Source organism: Paenibacillus sp. 598K (genome assembly GCF_003851045.1).
Taxonomy (GTDB): Bacteria; Bacillota; Bacilli; order Paenibacillales; family Paenibacillaceae; genus Paenibacillus_D.
Genome location: NZ_BFBX01000077.1, coordinates 1 through 18877, shown reverse-complemented (window position 1 = coordinate 18877; position 18877 = coordinate 1). Strand labels below are relative to the sequence as shown.

Here is an 18877-nt window from a genome sequence, read left to right as displayed (position 1 = left end):
CCACTACTTTCCCAAAGAATGTATCGTTTCTGCACAAAAGCGTTGCTTCCCTGAAGCGACGCTATTTGATAGTGTAATGTGGTAAGCGCTTGCACAAATTGATGGGAGGCTATTGTAATGAAGAAAGCTTATGCATGGCGAAGATCGCTGTCGCGATGGATCGTCTGCTTGATGGCGGTTGCCGCCATCGTCACCCCGGCCGGGGCGTGGAGCGGCCAGCCATTCGCAGGTACCGCGTCTGCCAATCCGCCGCTATCGACCTTCGAGTCGAGGGCTGCTGCACTACTGGAATATTTCGACGCCCATTCGCCAGAGGAGGCTCCGATCCAGAACGGCGTCGACAACCGCTACACCAACTACGCGAAGTACCACTCCTGGATTGCCGAGGCCAGCCTCGAGCTGGGTAATCTCAATCGGGGGCTGACGATGGCGCAGGAGGCGCTGGAGCGTACAGGAGACATTTTTGACTTCTATGCGGCGATGGACAGCTATCTGCGGTACAAGGATCTGTATACGCCCGAGATGCGCGAGCTGGCCAAGACGGTCATCGGCGGCCATCCGTCCGGCGCGTACAATGGCGGCTCGACGGAAAATCATCATCTGATGCACTCGGTAGCCCGCTATCTGGCGGGGCAGGAGTGGCCGGAGGTGGCCGAGCATGTCGGCGCCGACAGAGGGCGCGACTGGCTGCTGGAATTTTTTGATCGGGTGCCGCGCGAGGGCATCATGGAGCAGGATTCCTCCACGTATATGCCGTCTTACACCAGCTCCTTGCTGTCGCTCATCGATCATGCGACGGACAATGAGATACGTAACAAGGCGAAGCTGACCTACGACTGGCTGCTGGCGCAGTGGGCGCCGGAATGGCTGGAGGGCTATCATGTGACGTCGAGCTTCCGTATGGTCACGCCCGAGTTCGAGCCCAAGCATCCGTCTGAGAGCCTGATCCTGGGCTGGCTGTACTTCGGCGGGGAGCAGCCGGCGACCTTCATGCGCTTCCTGGAGTCGAACAATGAGTGGTATCCGGATGGTATCTTCGCGATCTCGGCGGCGATCTCCAGCTACCGCCCCCCGGCATCGGTGGTGAACGCCGCGCACGAGCGGACGACCGATTATGTCCACCGCGAGACCTCCGATGTAGGCGGCGACAATGCCGAGGGCTTCAAGCGCTATACGTACATCAATCGGGAATACGGCGTGACGAGCACCTACAACGGCTATGGCGGCGGTCCGCTCTACCGCGACCAGGTCCACGAAGGACAGGTGAAGTGGGTATCCGATCAGCCGAACAGCACCTTCTTCATCAACCAGCCGCACAAGGATACGTCCAATGCCAATGTACAGGGGCAGCTCCGGCTCGATGGCGCGACGGGCAATATGCAGACCCTGCAATACAAGGGCACTCAGGTATCGGTCATCAAGATGCAGGCCAATGACGCCTATCCTTATATCCGCGGCCTCGTCTCCAAGACCGCGCTGGAGGACGTGTCGGAGCAAGCGGGCTGGATCTTCATGGATGCCGGTCCGGTCTATATCGGGGCCAAGATGACGGCGGGCTCGTATACGTTCTTCGAGGACGACGGGCGCTACCGCTGGTTCAAGAACACTGCGCCGAAAAACGGCATCATCATCGAGACGGCGCCTGCGGAGGACTATGCCACGCTGCAGGACTTCGCTGATGCGGTGAAGCTGCTGCCGATCGATGATTCGGGTGTGTCGGCGACCAATCCGAGTCTGACCTTTACGAATCTGGAGGGCAAGGTGATGACGATCGCCTATGGCGGAGCGCGCAGCGTCGACGGGGTCGCCTATGACTATGCCAACTGGCCGCTCCTCGACAATCCTTGGATGCAGCAGGCGCGCCAGGGCGTGTTGACGATGCAGACCGGCAGCGGCACATGCACGTATAACTTCGCGACGTGGACGACGACCTGTCCGTCCGGCGCGGCCGCCGCGCCGGATCTGGTCGTCAATCGGATCGACTGGACGCCAAGCGATCCGGCCTTGGGCGATCCTGTCGTACTGCAAGCAGAGGTGCAAAATCTGGGCACGCAAGCGATCCCGTCAGCGAGCGGTGCGCTGCTGCAATTCCAGGTCGATGGTACGGCTGTAGCCACTGTACCGATACCTGCACTGCAGCCGGGGGAGAAGGCCACTGTGTCGGCAGGCAGCTCACAAAGCTGGCAGCCATCGGCGGCCGGGACGTATACGATCGCGGCTATCGCCGATGCGACCTCGCAGCTAACTGAAGCCCAGGAGTACAACAATACGCGCACCAAGTCGCTCCTGATCTGGAACACGGCCTTTGCCGATACGTTCGCCAGCGGAGCAGCGAGCGGCTGGAGCACGACAGGCGGGCCATGGCAGGCCGGCGGGACGGAGCAGGTGTATCGCTCGACATTGGCGAACGGCTTGCACCTGGCGACCTATGCCGGCAGCGGCTGGAGCGATTATTTCGTCAAGGCGGCAGTGCGGATCGATAGCGTCGGCAGCGGAGCTACCCCGTCGGCGGGGCTGCTCGGTCGCTATCAGGATGCCAACAATATGTACTATCTGCGTTATAACTGGACGACCCAGCAGCTCCAACTGCTCAAGCTCGTGAACGGCAACAATTATGTGTTGCGCAGCGTCGATCAGACCATAGCGAGCGGCAGCTGGCATACCTTTGGTCTGAGGTTCGAGGGGACGACGATTACGGCGTATCTGGATGGCGCGAAGCGATTCAGCCTGGTCGACAGCAGTCTCGCTACGGGCGGGGTTGGCTTGCGCGCTTACAATGCCGCAGCTTCCTTCGACGATGTGCTGGTGCAGACGCCTTAACAGGTTCATTAAGACATGACAGTGGAAAAAACGTAGCCCCCTCTCGATGTGGAAGGGGGCTGCGTTTCATGAGCCTAATCCGACAGTGCCCGCATAATGTTGGATTTCGCCTCTGCCGCAATCGCTTCATTCCCGTCATCTACCGCCTGCATTAAGATCAGTATGGGGATGTATACCGCGATCAGTTGCGCCAACAGCTTCGTTTCCTCGTCCGCTCCTCCGTATGTTTCGAAAAACACGTCGCGAGCGTAAGGCGGTAAAAAGCTATAAGCAACGCTCAAATCGCAAGCCGGATGGCCTACGCTCAGATCGCCCCAATCAATAATGCCGGAAACGATCCCGTTCTCATTCACAAGCATATTTTTGAAATGAAGATCGCCATGCAGCAGCACATTCACCGGCTCGACACGATCCTTGTGCAGCCTGTTAATATAAGCTTTGATCGCACCGGACTCCTCCGGCGACAAGTGTTCAACCACCTTCGATAGAAAGCCCTCCATTTTCACTTTACGCGATGCGATGTCCGTCAAGTTTCGATGATCTTGCTGAACTCCGCACTTCAGCGCCGCCTGCACCGGAAACTCATGCAATCTCTGCAAAAATATCGCCAGCGTCTCTGCCGATAAAGCCCGGCGTTCTTCCGTCAAACCGATTGGGAAATCTCCTGGCACGTGGGCATAGCCAAGAAATGGTGCCGGATATTCGTCACTTGCTTCGCCATAAAACAACGGTTTCGGATAGGGGAGGGTCATATAGGCCTCCAGCTTCGGCAGCAGCTTCCCTTCCATACGAATCGAGCCAACTGCAAACGTTCTTCTTGGAAATCGGAAGACGTACTCGTCACCGACGAGAAAAACCGTATTGTCCCAGCCCCAGCCCAATCGCTTCACTTGCTTCGATGATAGCTGAGGGAATTGCCTGCCGATCAGCGTCCGCGCCTGCTCTTCGTTAACCTCCCACTCCGCATCCCATACATTCGTTCCTCCCATGGATTGTCTGCCTCCTCGCGCGAGAATAATGCAAAAAACAGCAGATGCTGGGGGAGAGCCCTGCGCTTGCTGTTTAAGGCTTCGGATATTTGGTTGGGGATCACTTGACAACGGAAATATATTTTAGCAAGCTCTCCTCTACGCATTCCGCAATCAAGTGAATGAACGGATTTAGGTTATCATGGACACTGGCTTCTTCAAGCGTTGTCATCGATATTTCTCAGCACAAGCTGATGAATCGACTTCACTACATATTCAGACAATGCTAGCTCTCGGTTAACGATGTCCTTCACGTAGTGAATGGCCTCTGCATGATTGATAACCTCGAAATGCTCTCGTAATTTCTTACCGCCAATCGTAAGACCCTCTTCCAAAACCAGCTTGGTTTCAAGCAGGGTCAATGTATTTCCCTCAATAGCATTAGAATGATAAGTCCACTCTACACGGTAAATCTCGTCTAAATTTCGCACGCCTGCAGCCGGGAGTGGTCGAAGCGAATCTAACTCTATTTTTAAATTGTTAATTTTGTCGAAGTTCATGATCCCTACATCTCCTTAACCCGGCACATGATTCCCATTATATCACAAGGAGCTTTTGCTAAACATGGTAGCCGACGGCCGTATTCGCCGTCATGCTGCCTTTAGCTATGGGATTGCGACTTCAGCGTTAACCCGATTTCGCTGTTTGCGCCATTCCAGGATACGTCAAAGCCAAGCGCCTCGCCGATGAAACGGAACGGCAGCATTGTGCGGCCATTGGCGATGTAGGGGGAGCCGAGCAGCTGCTGTTCCTTGCCGTTGACGACGGCGGTCGTCGCTCCGATTTGCAATTCCATCGTCACATGCGCCGTATCGACCGTCACGGTTTGCGTAGCTGCGTCCCAGCCGACCGTACCGCCGACCGCCTCCGTCAGGAAACGAACCGGCAAGTAGGCTCCGCCGTCCACCAAGGCCGGGGCCGTGCCGTAACCGGGATCGATCTCGAACATCTCGCCGTTGAGCGCGAATTCGCTTGCTCCGATATACAGCGTCAAGCGGCTTTCTTCGGCAAACGGGTTGATCACCCGTTTGTCGCTGTAGCTCACCATATAATCGATGATGATCTCGGCGGCTTCCGGCCGCATATCCATCTGCAGGTCCGGATCGAACGCCACCTCGGCCACCGTCCGCCATACCTGCGGCCATCCGGCAGCGTTCTTCATCTCGCCTTGCGCCTGGATCAGAGCATGGATCAACGCCACGGTAAAGCTGTCCGGCAGCAGCGGTCTGGCGTCCGCCAACCAAACCTCTGCCTCGTTTGTATCCAGGTAATCGTCCATCGCCAGCAAATAACCGATTACAAACCGCTCGTCGCCGCGCAGGTCGGTCTTGGCGAGCTCGGTCAGCGGCTTGTTATACGTCAGTTGCGCGAACGTCTCGGCTCTTTCCGTCCGTTCGCTTTCCCATCCGATGGCATTGATCACGGCGGCGCGCACGGCGAGCGGCTGATCCTCATCCGCCAAGTACGACGCCAGCTCCGGCGTCATGACGCGCGAAGCGCGCGCCGTCTGGACGATCGCTTCATCCGCATACGCTACATAAAAGTCGGTGGAGGTGACAGGCGAATCCGCATGGACCGCCTGGAACGGCATGATGGCAAGGACGAGCGCCAGGATGGCGCATAACAGGGTGGACGGACGTTTTTTCATCGGTAATCCCTTCCTTCCTCTTTTACATCCATTATCCGAAACCTCCAGGGATGAAGCAAGGTCCTAAAAAGCCAACTCGCTCACGCCTGTCATTAGATCCTGCTCTATCACCTGATCGCCAATAGTCAGCTCCAGCCGTGCGGATACGCCCGGAGGAATATGAGTCGTGACGAGAAGTTGACCGGAAGCGGCCTTTTCCCAGCGAGCATGAATATTGCCCTGAGCGGTCCAAATGGTCGCCTCGGCAAAGGTTAGATCGGCTGCCAGATAAGGTCGGATCACGGCGGAGGTGAAGCCCGGCGCTGCCGAACGGATGCCGACGATATACTCTTGCAGCAGTCTCGGAGGATAGCCGTTCCACGCATGGGAGTGGCTCTCGATATCCTGCCAGCCTTCCCATAACGTCCTGGACCCTTGCTCGATCATATGGAGCCAGCCGGGATACTCGCGCCGGTTGAGGATGGCATAGGCTTCCGCCTCGCAGCCGTTGTCGAACAACATGCGAAGCAGCGGCAGCGACAGCACCGTGTTGCACTCCCATTCCCGTTGCTTCACATAGGCGAGCGTGCGGGCGCGCAGCTCCGGCGGCACGATATCGGCGGACAAGGCGATGGCGCTTACCCCCTGATGGGTGGCGGAGGAAGCGATACTATCCTTGTAGCCGCCGACCTCCGGCACATACAGATGCTGGTTGACACGGTCTCGCAGCGCACGGGCTTGTTCTTCATACCGCTCCCGGTCTTCGGCTTTGCCCAGCAGGGCCGCCGCTCTTCCTGCCACATCGAGCGCCTGGACGAGCTTGATCTGCTGCACCGTCAGGAAGTCCCCTTCGTGCTCTACCGTCGGATAGGGCCAGTCGCTAATATGCCAGCCTTTGTCTACCGGGACGAGCCCCATGTCCGGATCGATAATGCCGATGTAATAGGCGATCATGCTCGCCATCGTGTCATAGTGGTCGGCTAATCGCGCCGACTCGCCGGTTGCCTCGTACAGCTTCCATAGCAACGTCGCGTAGTGCAGGTCCCACTCCGGGATCTGGATATGGAAATCCGGGTGTTCGTACGTTGTCGGCGCGACGAAGGGGAATGTGCCGTCCGGCAGCTGCGCATCGGCAAAGTCGGATAAGGTTTTGTCCAGCATGGCAACCGCATCGAAATTATAGAGCAGCAGCTCGGATTGCAGCTCGGTATCTGCCAGGTATTGCGCCTGCTCGCGGTGTGGGCAATCGACGAATTGCCCGAGCATATTGTTCTTCTGTGTATGAATCGCGGCTTCATACAAGCGATTCAGCAGCTCGTCCGAGCATACGAAATGCCCAACGTAGGGCAGGGCGGTATGAGCCGCGCATACGACGAGATCGCCCATTGCCGCTGTTATGGGATCGGGGTAACCGGTAATCTCGACAAACCGAAACGACTTATACGAAAAATCGGGCTGCCAGCTTTCCACCTCGTCGCCGCGCATCGTATATTCGTCATAGTATGTGTCGGAGTGTTCATTGGCTACGTTATGCCCCACGCGTCCCTGCGAGTCGAGATTCTCGGAGTAGCGCATGCGAAGCGTGACGCCGGCATAGCCCTTGAGTCGGATGCGCGGCCAGCCGCTGACGACGCGGCCCGCATCGAAGATCTGTACGGTTCCTTCCTCCTCGCTACCGCACAATACGCCGAGCTGCTCAGGGATCATCTCCTCCCCGATCTGCCCTTCGGGTATCGTCTGCGCCTGCATCGGCCACTCGTCCGCGCCTATCGCAGCCAACTGAGCAGATGCAGACACAGCGTCGAATGCGCCTCCCGCATATCGCCACTGCGCGTCCAGCTTCCTGGCGTCGTATGCTTCGATCGCCGAGATTCTCCGGTTCTGCTGGTACGGCGCGCCGATCTGATGCGGCATATCGAGGAGCGTCTGCCAGCTCGTATCCGAGAGTAGCCTGGACGTCTCGCCATCCGCATCCTGCCAATGCAGCTCCAGCCGGAAGCCCGGCAGACCGTTCACCGAGTTTTGACAGTCGCCCCCCAGATAATGCGCATCGGCCGTGATGCAATTGTCGCCCTCGTGCAGCAGGTGCGCCACCTCGTAGGACGTGTACAGCTTTCTGCGCTCGGGATCGGTAGGCGCAGGCGTGCCGTACCCGCCAAGCCGGACCCCATTCACATACACCTTCGCATAATGGTGACAAGAGACATACAGCTGCGCCGACGCTGGTTGCGCCGACATCGTAAACGTCTTGCGGAAATAGGCAAAATCATTGATTTGAACGTCGTTGCTACGCCATATCCATTGTGCTTCCCACTTCATGAAGCTCCTCCTCTAATCAACAGTTCTTGCTGCTTTCCTCAGCATAGCATAGCAATTTTGCTTGTTTATAGAGGGCAATCTGTGCTATGAATAGGGCAATCTTATTTTTTGCGGCGGAGAGGAGCGGGGGACGATGAGCGGCGACAGGCGTGTACTCGTTGGCGAAGATTATTGGGACGATCGGTTCCCGATGCATATTACGCGCGAGCGGGAGTCCTTTGGCTTGCCGCTTCATCTGCATACCTTCATCGAGCTTCAATATGTGGCCGAGGGCAAGGGATTTCATTATATTGGCGACGACTGCATCGTAGCGGAGAAGGGCGATCTGTTCGTCATTCCGATCGGCACCGAGCATGTGTATCGCCCCGCCTCGGCGTCGACCAAGGACGAGCTGATCGTCTACAATTGCTTGTTCGACGAGCGGCTTCCTCGCCAACTGGCGCTAGCCTATCCGTTGCCCGCAGAGCTATCCGCCATCCTGGCCCCGAACGATCTGCGCTATTCCCATTATAGAGATACAGAGTCGACCGCACAGCAGCTTATGGAGGCGATGCACCGCGAGTATTGCGCCCGAGAAGCAGGCTTCGAGGCAGTGTTGTACGCCCAGCTCACCGCGCTGCTCGTCTATTTGTACCGTCTGGAGACGCGTCCGTCGCAAGGCCTGCCGGCTGCTTCGGGGATCGGCGCGATCCTGGACTTTATCGACCGGCACTTCGACCAGCCGATTACCCTGACGCAAGCGGCGCAGTTGATCTCGACCAGCGTCAGCTATATGCAGAAGCATTTCAAGCAGGTGACCGGACAGACGTTCAAGGAATATATCCAGAATGTGCGGATCAAAAAAAGCATCGAGCTGCTGGGGCAGCCCGCTTATTCGATTCAAGAGATTGCCACCCTCGTAGGCTACCGCGACTTGAAATTTTTCCACGCCCTCTTCAAGAAGAAGACCGGGTATTCGCCTGCCCAGTATCGCGAGCATCGTCATTCCTTGTTCATCGAGAAGAGGAATTGATCCTTGCGCCATCAAGCACAACACAACAGGGGAGGCAACATTGCGTGCGCATAAACGGTTGGCAATTCAGGCATTGGCCGATCGCCTACAAGCTGGCGATCGTATTTTCGCTGCTGCTGACGTTCATCGTCATCGTGGTCGGGCTCGTATCGTACCATATCTCTCGTCAGGCCATGGAGACCCAGATCAAAAACTACATCCCCCAAGTGCTCGACCAAGTGAACGTCAGGCTGGAGAACTATGTCGACGATGTCAAATCCCTCTCCCAGATGGCGCTGCTCGAGCCCTACAGCTCGCTGATCGAGGAGGCGCTGGACGGCTTCGAACGATCTGGAGCGGAGCGGCGGCTGGAGGATACGATCAAGCTCCATGAAGCCCTGTCCTTCATCACCTCGAATCCCGGCAAGGAATATGTCGTGGGACTGTTCTATAGCCGCTCGGGGCAAGTCTATGTCCGGCAATCGGCAGGCGGCATCTGGCTTGAAGCAGCCTATGAGACGCAACCGTGGTATGGCGACATCGATCTTGATCAATACACGCCGACCGTGCTTGGCACCATTTCATTCCAGTTATTTGGCGACAATCCGTTTATAGGGGATTATGACGCCTTTTCGGTCGTTCAGCCGATTCGTCGCCCCAACTCGAAGACGCTCAGCGGCATCGTGCAAATTGTCGGCACGCTCGACTCCATCCGGGACATTATGCACGGGATCGATTTTGGCGCGAACGCCAGGCTCTATGTCGTCGATCATCGCAACCGGATCGTCTTCGCCTCCGATCACAGTCAGTTAGGAAAAGAATGGGAAAGCGCTTACGGAGCGGACTGGTCGGAGGCGCGGGACAATTCGGGATCAAGCATCCAGACGATAGCGGGCGAGCAGATGCTGGTCAGCTATAATCGCTCCGCAGCGAGCGGGTGGAAGGTCGTCGGCGTGATCCCGCTCCAGAACGTCAGCCAAGAGGTCGATCAGGTCAAGGACTGGATCGTAGCCTGGATCGCGCTTGGCGTATTCGGCGTGATCCTGCTCTCGGCGATGCTCTCCATCCGTATGACGAATCCGCTGCGGCGATTGATCCGGCTGAGCAGAAGACAGGTGGACCTGGCTACGCCGTCCGTCCATGCCGGGCAAGTCGGCTATGACGAGATCGGACAGCTAGAGCAAGCCTATCGGCAAATGATGAAGCGAATCCAGGTGCTGCTCAGCGAGGTAATGCAAGAAAAGCTGCTCCATCAGGAAGCCGAAATACGCGCCCTGCAAAGCCAGATCAACCCGCACTTCCTGCATAACGCGCTGGAGACGATCCGTATGACCATCCGCAAGGGCCATGCTGCAAAAGGCGAGCAAGCGCTGGTCGCGCTCGGTCAGCTTCTCCGGTATCATGCGGCCAACCTCCAGGAGCGGGTACACGTAAAAACGGAGATGGACTTCATCGAGAACTACCTTCGTATCCAACAGCTCCGCTTTGGCGACCGACTGAGCGTCAAGACCGAGGTCGATAAGGCGCTCATGGACGTTCCGTTCCCGAGCCTGCTGCTGCAGCCGCTCGTCGAGAACGCGATTGCGCATAGCGCCTCGCCTTACGATCATCGGATTCGCGTCACGGTGCGCTTGAAGAAGCAAGGCGATCACATGATCTGTTACGTCATCGATGAAGGCAAGGGCATCCCTCCCGATCGCTTGCATGATCTGGTGCAGTCGCTCCAGCACCACGCCGCGAGGAAGGAAGGGCAGGACGGGAGACGTATCGGTCTGAGTAATGTGTATCAGCGAATCCAGCTCATCTACGGGAGCCGAGCCGAAATGTATATCGAGAGCATCGAGGGGGCGGGAACGGTCGTATCGATCTATATCCCGCTATCGGGAGAAGGGAACGTCGCAGACGGAGGGGGTGGTCCAGGATGAAGGTGCTGATCGTTGACGACGAACAGGAGATCAGGGAAGGGCTGCGTGTCATACTCGGCGCGATGACGGTTGACGATACCCGCATCGAGGTAGTCGGCGCGGTGGGGGATGCGATCGCTGCGCTGGAGTTCCTCGGCGGTACGGAGACTCAGATCGTCATTACGGATATTCGGATGCCGGGCATGGACGGGCTGGGGATGGCGGAGACGATCCGCTATCGGTATCCAGCGATCCAGATCATCGTACTTAGCGGGTACGGGGACTTCGCCTATATGCAGAGGGCGCTGCGACTCTCGACGGTCGATTATCTGCTGAAGCCGGTAGACGAGCAGGAGCTGGAGCGCGCGCTGCTGCGCGCGGCGGATCATAGCACTCACAGGCTGCGGACGAGACGCAAAAACATGCCGAGAACGGCGTTCGAGGAGATGGATGCCCCCTGGAAGCTCGTCCTCGCTGCGGATATCGATACGATGGAGGAGGCGAGAGTCCAAGAGCTTGGAGGCGCGGAGCTGGTGTCCTGGCTCATGGTCAAAGTGTTCGAGGAGCTCGCCGACGAGCTCGGTCACCTCTGTTATCTTGCCGATGCGGTTAGACTGGGCGATGCCAACCTCGTCATCGGCGCTTTCGCCGATTCGCAGGAGGAGGGAGAGCGGATCGTGGACGCATTCGCGGCGCGGTTCACCGCCTTTTGGCGCGACAGCATGAAGCTGTCGGTCAGTATCGGCATGTCCGCCCCCCTCGGCCGCGGGAGCACGGGCGCTTCGCCCTATTATCAAGCCTGTCAGGCGTTGCTTGCCCGCCTGTTTCGCGGCTCGGGAATCTATCGCTACGATGCGGACCAGGAGAGAGGCGGCGAACGCATGAAGACCGAATGGCACGCGTTGCTGGCGGCACTTGAGACCGCCAACGAAGCGGCCTTGCAGACCGAGGCGAGTAGACGGCTCGACGCTTGGCTGGAGCGAGGGGACGCCGGCTCGTTGGTGCGTGGGATGGAAGCGATGCTGCTGATCATGTATGAGCTAATGGAGGAGCGGCAGTCGGCGTCTTCGATGCTGCGCGCGCAAGCGACGGCCGATCTGATCCTGAAGTGGGTATGGGTACGCAATGAAGCGGAGCTGCGACAGCGCGTGCAGGATCAGATCCGCCGGATCGTCGAGGAGATCTCTCCGGACAAGCTGGAGGGCCATGTGCTGGTAGCCGCCAAGGCGTACATTCGCGGCCATTTGACGACTTCGTTCACATTGGCCGACGTGGCGGCAGCAGTATATGTAAGTCCGCATTATCTGAGCCATCTGTTCCGCGAGCGCTCGGATATGACGTTTCTCGAATATGTGACGGCGCTGCGTATGGAGGAAGCCAAGCAGATGCTCAGGGAGCCGGGCGCCAAAATCTATGAGGTCGCCGAACAGGTCGGCTACAAGAGCTGGAAGCACTTCAGCCGCGTATTCAAGGACTTCACGGGCATCGGGCCCGCCGATTACCGCAGGGACGCTACGTGAATCCGATATTTAGCCGCCATATTCGCAAGATCGGTTCCTTTATCGCAATATCCGGTTATTTAAGTTGGCCAATTCTCCTCTATATAATGATGTCATTGGCGACAAAGGGAGGTGGTCACTCATCCGGCGGTGCGGAACGATCGCAGCGTTGGAGGAAGGGAACGGTGCCTGGACGAATGAAACGAACAAAGGATGAACAGATGAACAAAAAGCGGCGGGCCCCGTGGCTCGCAGTTGCGCTGGTGCTGGCGGTTACGGCTGCAGGGTGCCAGGACCGGAACGAACCGACGACGCCTGGGGGCAGCTCGAATCCGTCATCGCTTGAAACGGACGACAAGCTGCAATCCAAAGCTTCGACGGACACGATCCGGCTGGAAATGATGGAAAACGGATGGTCCAATATTCCGACCGATGAGGAAGACCCCTGGAGACAGTGGATGAAAGAGCAATACAAGATCGACATGACGATGAACGCCATGCCAGTCGGAGATCTGGAGGCAAGGCTGCTCGTGCGCTTCGCGTCCGCCGAGCAGCCTGATCTGATCTTCGCATGGGACCGCAGCCTGATCGCGAAGCTGCACAAGCAGGGGGTGCTGCTGGACGACTGGACGCCCTATCTGACCAGGCTTCCCAACGTGACGCGAACGTGGAGCGACCAGATGAAGGCGTATGCGACGGTCGATGGCAAGGTGATCGGGTTGCCGAAGCTGCCGGATGAATACACATGGACGTTGATGCTGCGCAAGGACTGGCTGGACGCGCTGCAGCTGCCTGTGCCGACGACAGATGTCGAGCTGCTCGACGTACTGCGCAGCTTCACCTATGACGATCCGGACAACAACGGACTGGACGATACCTGGGGGATCAGCTCCGCAGGCGCGGGCAGCGATGTCGGCGAGATCGGCGTGCTCGAATCGATGTATGGTCCGACCGGCTTCCATGTCGGTCCGGACGGCATGGCGCAGCACTCTGTCGTCAACGGGACGCACTTGAAATTTCTTGCGTTCATGCGAACCCTCGTCCAGGAGCAGCTGATCGATCCCGACTGGTATACGCAGAGCTGGGAGCAGCGGAAGCGGAGGTTATACGAGGGCAAGATCGGTATCGTTCACTACCCGGGCATCATCGTCCAGGAGGGCGAGAAGACAAACGGGGCGACCGGCAGTACGGTCGCGTGGTGGGATGCGATGCAGATTCCGAAAGGCTCGGAGCTCGGCGGCAAGCGTCCGCCCGCCCCGATCGCGGGAGGTATGCTGGCCGTATCCGCGCAGGCCGCGAAAGATCCGGAGAAGATGGCGCGCATCCTGACCTTCCTCGATGCGACCGTGTATCCGACCGAAGGGTACTGGGCGCTTCGTTGGGGCGTAGGCGTCAATGGGCAAACTGTGACCGCTCTCGAGGATGGAGCAAAATACATCAGTCTGAAAAACGATCCGTACCGAAAAGAGAAGATCGGCGCGCATGATTGGGGGACGTGGGTCGCGACCAGCCAGGATGGAGTGCTCGAGGGGCAGACCGATCGTCCCGGCCTTGCGGACCAGAAGCAGCTGGCATTGGACGGAAAGGCGAAGAGCTTGGCCAGCTACACCAATTATCACGAGCTGCTGCATCTCGATACGCAGATGACATCGGATCTGAAGAAGCTGACGCAGGCGTTCGACATCGCGTATATTCTGGGCAAGACAGACGACTACGACGCATTCAGGCAAAGATGGCTGGAGGCCGGGGGACAGCAACTGCTCGACGAGGCTTCCCGGCAGTTAACAGAAATGAACAGGCTCCCATAAACCGGAGCGGAGGGAGAGGCGCATAACATGAAGCGTATGACGAGGAAAATCGCGATCCTATCCGTTGCTGTGGCCGGCTTGGCCATGGGGACATCCGTGCAAGCCGCAGTGCCCGATGTCGGGCCGTTCCCGATCGGCATCTTCTGGTCGCCAAGCCCTGAGGAGACGACAAGCGCCAAATACCAGGAGATCAAAGACATGAATGCCACCTACGTGCTGCTCTCCAACGGCGTATATTGGTATGATCAGAACGATGCGGCGCTGGCGCAGTGCGCGGCGCAAGGGTTGAAGTGTATCGTCCAGGACGACCGGCTCGGCTCGCATAAGTTCACGGTCGGGCAAACGGTCGGCAATGACGGCAAATACGTGTCGAGCGCCAACTCGCTCGGCCAGACGTTCACGACGCCCGACGAACGGGATGTGGCGATCGATACGATTCAGCTCTATATCGACAAAACGCAATGGACGACCGGCAGGAAGCTGACCTTAAGCCTGTACAACTCGCCCAGTAAAACGGAGCTGATCGGCTCTGACTCGATTACAGGGCCCGTAGAGGATAATTATCCCCTCTTCAAATTATACAAATGGCTCGAACCGAATACGATCTACTATGTCGAGCTGACGAGCGACAGTACCTCCAACATCGGCTGGGTCGTCGGCAATACGGCCGACGTATACGCCGGAGGGACGGCGTATCAGAATGGAACGGCGCTGAGCAATTACGATTTCTGGTTCAAGCTGAATTACGGACAGAAGATGTACAGCGGCAGCGTGGTGCCTTCGATGGCCACGGTGAACGATATCGTCTCCCATTATTCCTCCAACCCCGGACTGCTGGGTTACAATCTGATGGATGAGCCTTCCGCATCGGCAATGGCAGGGCTGCATAGCACGATGGAGAATTTCAGACAGGCCGATCCGAACCATATGACCTACGTCAATCTGTTGCCGACCTATGCGGCCAATCTCGGATTCGGCGCCCAGACCGGCGAGTATGTGACGCCTGGCAGCGCGCTTGGCCAATCGTTTAAGACCAACGCAGGGACGACGCATATCTCGACGATTCAACTGTATATCGACCATAGTCAGTGGGGCAGCAACGAACCGCTGACGCTGAAGCTATGGGACTCGGCGGCCAAGACGACGCTGCTCGGTCAGAGCACCTTGTCCGGCTCGTCCACGAGCTTTCCTCTATTTGAGGTGAATGCTGCGGTCACCCCGAACACGGTGTACTATTGGGAATTAACCCATGGCGGGGGCGGCGACAATGCTGTCGGCTGGGTCATCCGTTCCGCGAACGGCACGCAATGGGAGAAGGACGGCACGGCCTATGCCTCGGGCACGCCGCTCAACGGGGATTTCTGGTTTGCCCTCAATCAGAACCTGCTCCCTTTCTCCTATGAAGACTACGTGTATCGCTGGGCGAGCAAGCAGCCGGACGTGCTCATGTTCGATCATTATCCATTCAGCGCAAGCGGCGGCTTTAGCGGAGAATATTATACGAATCTCGAGATTATCCGGCGACAAGCGCAGTTGGCATCCCTGGATTTCTGGACTTATATCCAATCGGTCGGGATAACGGGCGGATTGCGTTCGCCATCGGACAATGAGGTAAGGTATAATGTCTACACCAGTCTGGCTTACGGCGCAAAAGGCATCAACTACTTCACCTACGAGACGCCGAGCGGCCAAGGCGAGTCGTTCCATGACGGGATTATCCTCCCCGATGGCTCCAAGGGGCCGTTGTACGCCTCGGTCCAGGCGATCAATGCCGAGCTGTTCAAGATCGGTCCGACGCTGAGCGGACTCGACTCGGAGGCGGTGTATCATACCGGGACGCTGCCGACTTCGACAATGGCGTTGCCGTCCAGCTTCTTCTGGCAGCCCGTTGATCCGGCGCAGCCCCTCATCGTGAGCAGCTTCAAGAATGCGAGCGGCAGGGAATATGTGATGGTAGTCAACCGGGATACGGCGAACGCAAGAACGGTATCGTTTGCCTTGTCCACCAAGCCGGCTTCGGTAACTGAAGTATCCAAAACGACCGGTCTGGAGACGGCGACCAATTATAATGCGACGACCGGCGAATTGTCTTCTTCGTTCGCACCGGGCGAGGGCCGACTGTACGTTTTGCCTTGAAGGAGGACATGAAGTGAGGACGGAATCGATCAAAACCTATTATACAGCGATGGACAGTCTGGAAGGCAGGTTCGACAAGGAGGCAAGGAAGCTGCGATTGGCGGCGTCGGATGTCGACGCCTACGAGGCCTGGAAGACGAAGACGAGGAGCGACTTGAGCGAGTTGATCGGCATCGCGAGGATGGAGACGTGCGAGCTGCTGCCAGAGAGGCTGGAGAGTGTCCAGGAGGATGGATACCGCCGCGAGAAATGGCTCATCCAGACGGAGCCGGGCGTCTGGATGCCGTTCTACCTGCTGCTCCCGGGCGATCTGCAGCCGGGCGAGCAACGGCCTTGCATGATCGCGGCGCATGGACACGGCACGGGAGGCAAGCTGTCTCCGGCAGGTCGTACGGACATTCCCGCGCTAGCCGAGCGCATCGCCAGAGAGCATACCGATTATGGCGTATCCTTCGTCCGGCGGGGGTACGTGGTGCTCTGTCCGGATGCGAGGGGCTTCGGCGAACGTCGGGAATCGTCGGGACAGGGCGACGAGGAGGACCTGTTCATATCCAGCACCTGCAATCAGCTGAACGTCATGGCGATTGGTCTGGGCCTGTCGCTGACCGGGATGTGGACCTGGGATCTGATGCGTCTCCTCGATTATATCGGGACCCGGGCAGATATCGCTCAGGATCGTATCGGCTGCTGCGGATTGTCCGGGGGCGGATTGCAGACGCTCTGGCTGTCGGCCCTCGACGAGCGGGTGAGCTGCGCGATCGTCAGCGGTTATTTCTACGGGTACAAGGACGCCTTGTTGAAGCTGTACAACTGCTCCTGCAACTATGTTCCCGGGTTATGGGAGCGCGTGGACATGGGCGATATCGCCGCCTTGATCGCGCCGCGGTCGCTGCTGATCGAGACGGGAGATCAAGATCCGCTCAATGGCGAGCGGGGCGTGGACAATGTCGTCGAACAGGTGGACATCGCCGCTCAGGCTTACAGGCTGACGGGGACGGAGGAGCGCCTCGTCCATCATATCTTTGCGGGCGGGCATGTATGGAACGGCGACCGAACCTATGATTTCGCGAAGCGATGGTTAGGTCGGTGAAGGAGCGGTTAAGCGGGGACACCTGCTTAACCGCTTTTTTTAGTTTCCCGCTTCGATCATACTTGTTGCAGGCCAATGAATAAAAGTATATTATACTTTTATAAGTATACTTATTATAAAAAGGCTTGATGAAACAAGCAGGAGGGCGTCACCTATGGATAGAGACAACTGGCAGGCGGCTTGGATATGGGTAAACGAAGGGGGAGATGAGAATAACGTATACGTGGAAACGCGCAAGCGCTTCGACTTGACGTCGCTCCCGACGCGCGCGACGCTGCGCATCTCGGCCAATCAGGCATACAAGGTGTACGTGAACGGTCATCCGATCGGAAGAGGGCCCGCGCCCGCCGACCTGGCGTGGATGTCTTACGATACGTACAGCATCGTGGAGCATCTGCATGCCGGAGCCAACGTCGTGGCGATCCTCGCCCATAATTTCGGACGAGAGCAGATCGTGACGGAGCAGCTCCAAGGTCCTGGCGGGGCGATCTGTCAGATCGATCTATTCGATACGGCAGAGGACGCCGCTGCGCCGACGCGCTCGATCGCAAGCGGGGCGGATTGGCCGTGCCGGCGCTCTCCCCGATGGCAGTCGAAGGCCAGCCGATTGCATCTGTGGGGCGGATATCGCGAGATCGTCGACCTTCAGGCGGAGGACGGCTGGGAACGCGCGGATTACGACGATTCCGACTGGCCGACGGCCGTCGTCGTCGCCCGGGCGGAGCAGCCGGATGGTCCATGGCCCCGCTTGCTGCCCCGCGAGATTCCGTTATTGCGAGAGACCCTTGTGCAGCCTGTGGCGGTCGTCGCCGCAGAAGCCTATCTGGGACGACTGGAGCGACCCGAGGCTGTATTGCGAGACGATGCGGGAGGCGGGGCGGTTGTCCTCGATGCCTCTGTTCCGGGCTCGCTGCCGCAGATTACGTATGATTTCGGCGCGGAGGTCGTCGGCTTCCCGGAGGTGGAGCTCGAAGCGGACGAGGGCGGGGTCGTCCAGATGTTCTATGGGGAATCGCTGGAGCTGCTGCTGACCGACACGTTCCTGTTGCGGAAGGGGCGCAACAAGCTGTCTCCCTTCGGCCGTCGGGCCTTCCGCTATCTGAGGATCGCAGCGATGGCGACGCCTGCCGAACTTCGACTCCAGCGGCTTGACGTTCGTTTCGTTCACTATCCGTACGAGGGCGAGCCGAGCTTTCGCTGCAGCGACGACAAGCTGAACCGGATCTGGGAGACGGGACGGTACACCACCGTTGTGAACAGCCAGCATCATTTCGAGGACTGTCCGCATCGCGAAGCAGCCCTTTGGGTGGCCGATGCTGTCGTGATGGCCAAAGTCGCGTACCAGACGTATCGCAATCCGGAGATCGTCCGCAAGTCGCTGCTGCAGTCGGCGCGAATCCAGAATGACGACGGCTCCATCCCCGGCACCGGACCGCTGCGCAATCCGTTTCTGCTGCCGGACTTCTGCGCGTTCTGGCTGCTCGGCGCATGGGAGTACTATTCCTATTCGGGGGATGCCCGGTTCCTGCGGGAGATCTGGCCGCATGCCGTTCGGCTGGCGGACTGGTTCGAGCGTCAAGAGGACGAGAGCGGATTGTTCGCGAGGGCGGATCGGGACGGCTGGTGGGGCTTCATCGATTGGTCGGACGATATCG

Annotated in this window: 12 protein-coding genes; 8 read left to right on the top strand and 4 right to left on the bottom strand. The window is 58.3% G+C overall.

The features are described from left to right. Nucleotides 1-117: 117 nt before the first annotated feature. Nucleotides 118-2820, top strand: coding sequence for a CARDB domain-containing protein (locus PA598K_RS21830; RefSeq protein WP_128658996.1), 2703 nt, complete (start codon nt 118-120; stop codon nt 2818-2820). A gap of 74 nt (nt 2821-2894) precedes the next feature. Here PA598K_RS21830 and PA598K_RS21825 read toward each other — a convergent pair whose 3' ends face one another. The 4 genes from PA598K_RS21825 to PA598K_RS21810 form a co-directional block, all read right to left on the bottom strand. Continuing rightward, the gene (locus PA598K_RS21825) at nt 2895-3809 is read right to left on the bottom strand and encodes a phosphotransferase (RefSeq protein WP_128658995.1); all 915 of its coding nucleotides are present in this window, start codon (nt 3807-3809) and stop codon (nt 2895-2897) included. 197 nt (nt 3810-4006) lie between these two features. Next, a complete protein-coding gene (locus tag PA598K_RS21820) occupies nt 4007-4348 on the bottom strand; it encodes a cell filamentation protein Fic (RefSeq protein WP_260405537.1) in 342 nt (113 codons plus the stop codon). A 101-nt stretch (nt 4349-4449) separates the two neighbouring features. Next, nucleotides 4450-5496: a copper amine oxidase N-terminal domain-containing protein gene (locus PA598K_RS21815; protein ID WP_128658994.1), complete on the bottom strand. Its 1047-nt coding sequence runs from the start codon at nt 5494-5496 to the stop codon at nt 4450-4452. Nucleotides 5497-5559: 63 nt separating this feature from the next. Continuing rightward, nucleotides 5560-7794: an alpha-L-rhamnosidase gene (locus PA598K_RS21810; protein WP_128658993.1), complete on the bottom strand. Its 2235-nt coding sequence runs from the start codon at nt 7792-7794 to the stop codon at nt 5560-5562. 133 nt (nt 7795-7927) lie between these two features. Between PA598K_RS21810 and PA598K_RS21805 the strand changes: the two genes are divergently transcribed. The 7 genes from PA598K_RS21805 to PA598K_RS21775 all read left to right on the top strand — a co-directional run. Next, on the top strand, nt 7928-8806 hold the full coding sequence (locus PA598K_RS21805) for an AraC family transcriptional regulator (protein ID WP_128658992.1): 879 nt from the start codon (nt 7928-7930) through the stop codon (nt 8804-8806). A gap of 44 nt (nt 8807-8850) precedes the next feature. Further along, entirely contained in the window at nt 8851-10710 is a 1860-nt protein-coding gene (locus PA598K_RS21800) for a sensor histidine kinase (RefSeq protein ID WP_128658991.1), read from the top strand. After that, entirely contained in the window at nt 10707-12209 is a 1503-nt protein-coding gene (locus tag PA598K_RS21795; protein WP_128658990.1) for a helix-turn-helix domain-containing protein, read from the top strand. The genes PA598K_RS21800 and PA598K_RS21795 overlap by 4 nt, the downstream gene beginning before the upstream one ends. A 176-nt stretch (nt 12210-12385) precedes the next feature. Further along, on the top strand, nt 12386-13996 hold the full coding sequence (locus PA598K_RS21790) for an extracellular solute-binding protein (protein WP_185602154.1): 1611 nt from the start codon (nt 12386-12388) through the stop codon (nt 13994-13996). Between the two features lie 27 nt (nt 13997-14023). Next, a complete protein-coding gene (locus PA598K_RS21785) occupies nt 14024-16132 on the top strand; it encodes a beta-galactosidase (RefSeq protein WP_128658988.1) in 2109 nt (702 codons plus the stop codon). 13 nt (nt 16133-16145) lie between these two features. Further along, nucleotides 16146-17222 carry an alpha/beta hydrolase family protein gene (locus tag PA598K_RS21780; protein WP_221414168.1) on the top strand — a complete coding sequence of 359 codons (1077 nt, stop codon included), beginning with the start codon at nt 16146-16148 and terminating at the stop codon, nt 17220-17222. Nucleotides 17223-17376: 154 nt separating this feature from the next. Next, nucleotides 17377-18877 (top strand): alpha-L-rhamnosidase-related protein (locus PA598K_RS21775; protein ID WP_148091973.1); only part of this gene is annotated, 1501 nt, incomplete at its 3' end.

What these genes read in the sequence shown, in the direction of transcription:
- PA598K_RS21825 (WP_128658995.1), bottom strand. Translation starts at nt 3,809, where the DNA reads ATGGGAGGAACGAATGTATGGGATGCGGAGTGGGAGGTTAACGAAGAG.
- PA598K_RS21795 (WP_128658990.1), top strand. Translation starts at nt 10,707, where the DNA reads ATGAAGGTGCTGATCGTTGACGACGAACAGGAGATCAGGGAAGGGCTG.
- PA598K_RS21805 (WP_128658992.1), top strand. Translation starts at nt 7,928, where the DNA reads ATGAGCGGCGACAGGCGTGTACTCGTTGGCGAAGATTATTGGGACGAT.
- PA598K_RS21785 (WP_128658988.1), top strand. Translation starts at nt 14,024, where the DNA reads ATGAAGCGTATGACGAGGAAAATCGCGATCCTATCCGTTGCTGTGGCC.
- PA598K_RS21790 (WP_185602154.1), top strand. Translation starts at nt 12,386, where the DNA reads ATGAAACGAACAAAGGATGAACAGATGAACAAAAAGCGGCGGGCCCCG.
- PA598K_RS21830 (WP_128658996.1), top strand. Translation starts at nt 118, where the DNA reads ATGAAGAAAGCTTATGCATGGCGAAGATCGCTGTCGCGATGGATCGTC.
- PA598K_RS21810 (WP_128658993.1), bottom strand. Translation starts at nt 7,794, where the DNA reads ATGAAGTGGGAAGCACAATGGATATGGCGTAGCAACGACGTTCAAATC.
- PA598K_RS21820 (WP_260405537.1), bottom strand. Translation starts at nt 4,348, where the DNA reads ATGAACTTCGACAAAATTAACAATTTAAAAATAGAGTTAGATTCGCTT.
- PA598K_RS21815 (WP_128658994.1), bottom strand. Translation starts at nt 5,496, where the DNA reads ATGAAAAAACGTCCGTCCACCCTGTTATGCGCCATCCTGGCGCTCGTC.